The 1,881-nt window shown below is 56.8% G+C and carries 2 protein-coding genes; one reads left to right on the forward strand and one right to left on the reverse strand.

Annotation, left to right across the window (positions count from 1 at the left end):
• Positions 1-404: 404 nt before the first annotated feature.
• Positions 405-797 carry a lysozyme inhibitor LprI family protein gene (locus tag QZY48_RS01030; protein WP_295426583.1) on the reverse strand — a complete coding sequence of 131 codons (393 nt, stop codon included), beginning with the start codon at positions 795-797 and terminating at the stop codon, positions 405-407.
• Positions 798-924: 127 nt separating this feature from the next.
• Between QZY48_RS01030 and QZY48_RS01035 the strand changes: the two genes are divergently transcribed.
• The gene (locus QZY48_RS01035; RefSeq protein WP_295426584.1) at positions 925-1,659 is read left to right on the forward strand and encodes a transposase; all 735 of its coding nucleotides are present in this window, start codon (positions 925-927) and stop codon (positions 1,657-1,659) included.
• The last annotated feature ends 222 nt before the right edge of the window (positions 1,660-1,881 follow it).

Genomic DNA, 1,881 nt, shown 5'->3' on the forward strand with positions numbered 1-1,881 from the left:
GATTCCGCCGTAAAGTTTCATGGTCGACTCCTCCTGTCCGGTCTTCAGTTCGGGTTGATCCCTACCTAAACTGTAGGCCAACGGGCGGGGTCGGCTAGATGATCATCAGGTCTTGACTTATGCCGCGGGGAATAAGTCAAGACCTGACCTCTTACCTTCTACCTTCGGCAAGAGGCAAGTCCGGTCTCCGCTTCCCCTTGCGTTTCCGTATTCGGTGCATTTAGTAAACTGTCACCGTAATTCCCTTTACACCTCGCCTACTTTCGCGCCTACGCATCGACACGCCCGTTACCGCTCGCGCCGCAAGGCTCGATACTGGGCTCGCGGCTAGCGATTACCCAGGTGGGAGTTCCACCCACTAGATTATGCGACATTGCCAAGCCGCACTGGCCCCTTTTCCTATTTCATTGTCTAAACTCAAGGGCGCTTTTCAAATCACTAAGCCGGTTTTTTGTTAGGCGCGTTAGACAATCTGCATTAAAGCCTGACCATCCTGTGCCGTTTTCCGCGGGCTGAGTTTCAAAATCACAAATCTCGTCACGTAAAGCGACCCACTTTCGCTCTGTTTGGGCGAGCGCATCTTTGTCTTCTTGGTTCAGCTTATCGCGAAGCTTTTTGTATAACACATTAAGCTCAAGATCGGCCTTTTCATTGGCCTTTTCAGCGCAATAGTTGACTTCTGTTGTGGCCTTTGGAGACTTGCAGTTAATAGGCGGAGTGTCCTCGGACAGGGCTTGATGTGCGAGAAGCAATTGGACACAAAGTGTTGCGGTAAAGATTAGGGATGATGACTGCACAGGTACCTCGGTTGTTGCGCTCTAACGAGAAAGCGTTTATCCGGCGTGCGCGCCGCACTGAGCCTGAGTCGGAGCGCGACGCCGCGAGCAAAAAGGGGCCAAGCTCAATTTCTGCTAAACTTGACGCATGCCCCGCCGCCGCCGTGTCCATCTCGATGCCGTCCCGCTGCACATTTTGCAGCGGGGACATAATCGTGAGCCGTGCTTCTTCGATGAACAGGACTACCATGCCTACCTGCAGTGGCTCGGCGAGGCGCTGGCACGCGAGGGTTGCGTGCTGCACGCCTACGTGCTGATGACAAACCACGTCCATTTGCTGGTCACGCCCGCAAGCGCCGGATCGATTCCGCGGGTCATTATCGCCGTGGGGCGCCGGTACGTGCAATACATCAACCACAGCTACCGGCGCACAGGAACCCTCTGGGACAGCAGGTACAAATCCTCCCTGGTGCAGGCCGAGACGTATCTCTTGTCGTGCCAACGCTACATCGAGATGAACCCGGTCCGGGCGGCCATGGTCGCCGACCCGGCGGATTATCCCTGGTCGAGCTACCGGCATCACGCGCTTGGCGCACCAAACGGAATCCTCTCGCCACATCACTTGTACACGGCTTTGGGCAATAGCGCCGTCGCTCGGCAACAGGCCTACCGGGAGCTATTTGTCACCGGGCTGGACGATGAGCCGATCAACGAACTGCGGATGGCATTGAACCAGAATCAGCCCATTGGGAATCAACGGTTCTACGACCAGATCGAAGCAGCAACTGGCCAGCGGCGCGAACTCAAGAAGCGTGGGCGCCCGCGGCGGCGAAAAGACGACGACTCGCTCCCCGAGGGAAAGCAGGAAGAGTTGCCGCTCTGATTTAATTGAGCCTGGCCCCTTTTCCCCTTTTCCCCTTTTCCCTATCTATCGCAACCGCGGGCGCTTGTACCACGCCGGGGCTGACTGCTTTTTTTTGCTTCCGGCCTAACGAATAAGCGTTTATCCGTCGTGCGCGCCGCACGGAGCCCGGGTCGGAGCGCGACGCCGCGCGCGCACGACGGATAAACGTTTGTTGAACTAATCCGATCCTGGCACGACGCC

It is taken from the genome of uncultured Thiodictyon sp., from assembly GCF_903828115.1.
Classification (GTDB): Bacteria; Pseudomonadota; Gammaproteobacteria; order Chromatiales; family Chromatiaceae; genus Thiodictyon.

Bases quoted from the DNA above. Each gene is read 5' to 3' on its own strand.
- QZY48_RS01035 (WP_295426584.1), top strand. From the start codon at position 925: ATGCCCCGCCGCCGCCGTGTCCATCTCGATGCCGTCCCGCTGCACATT.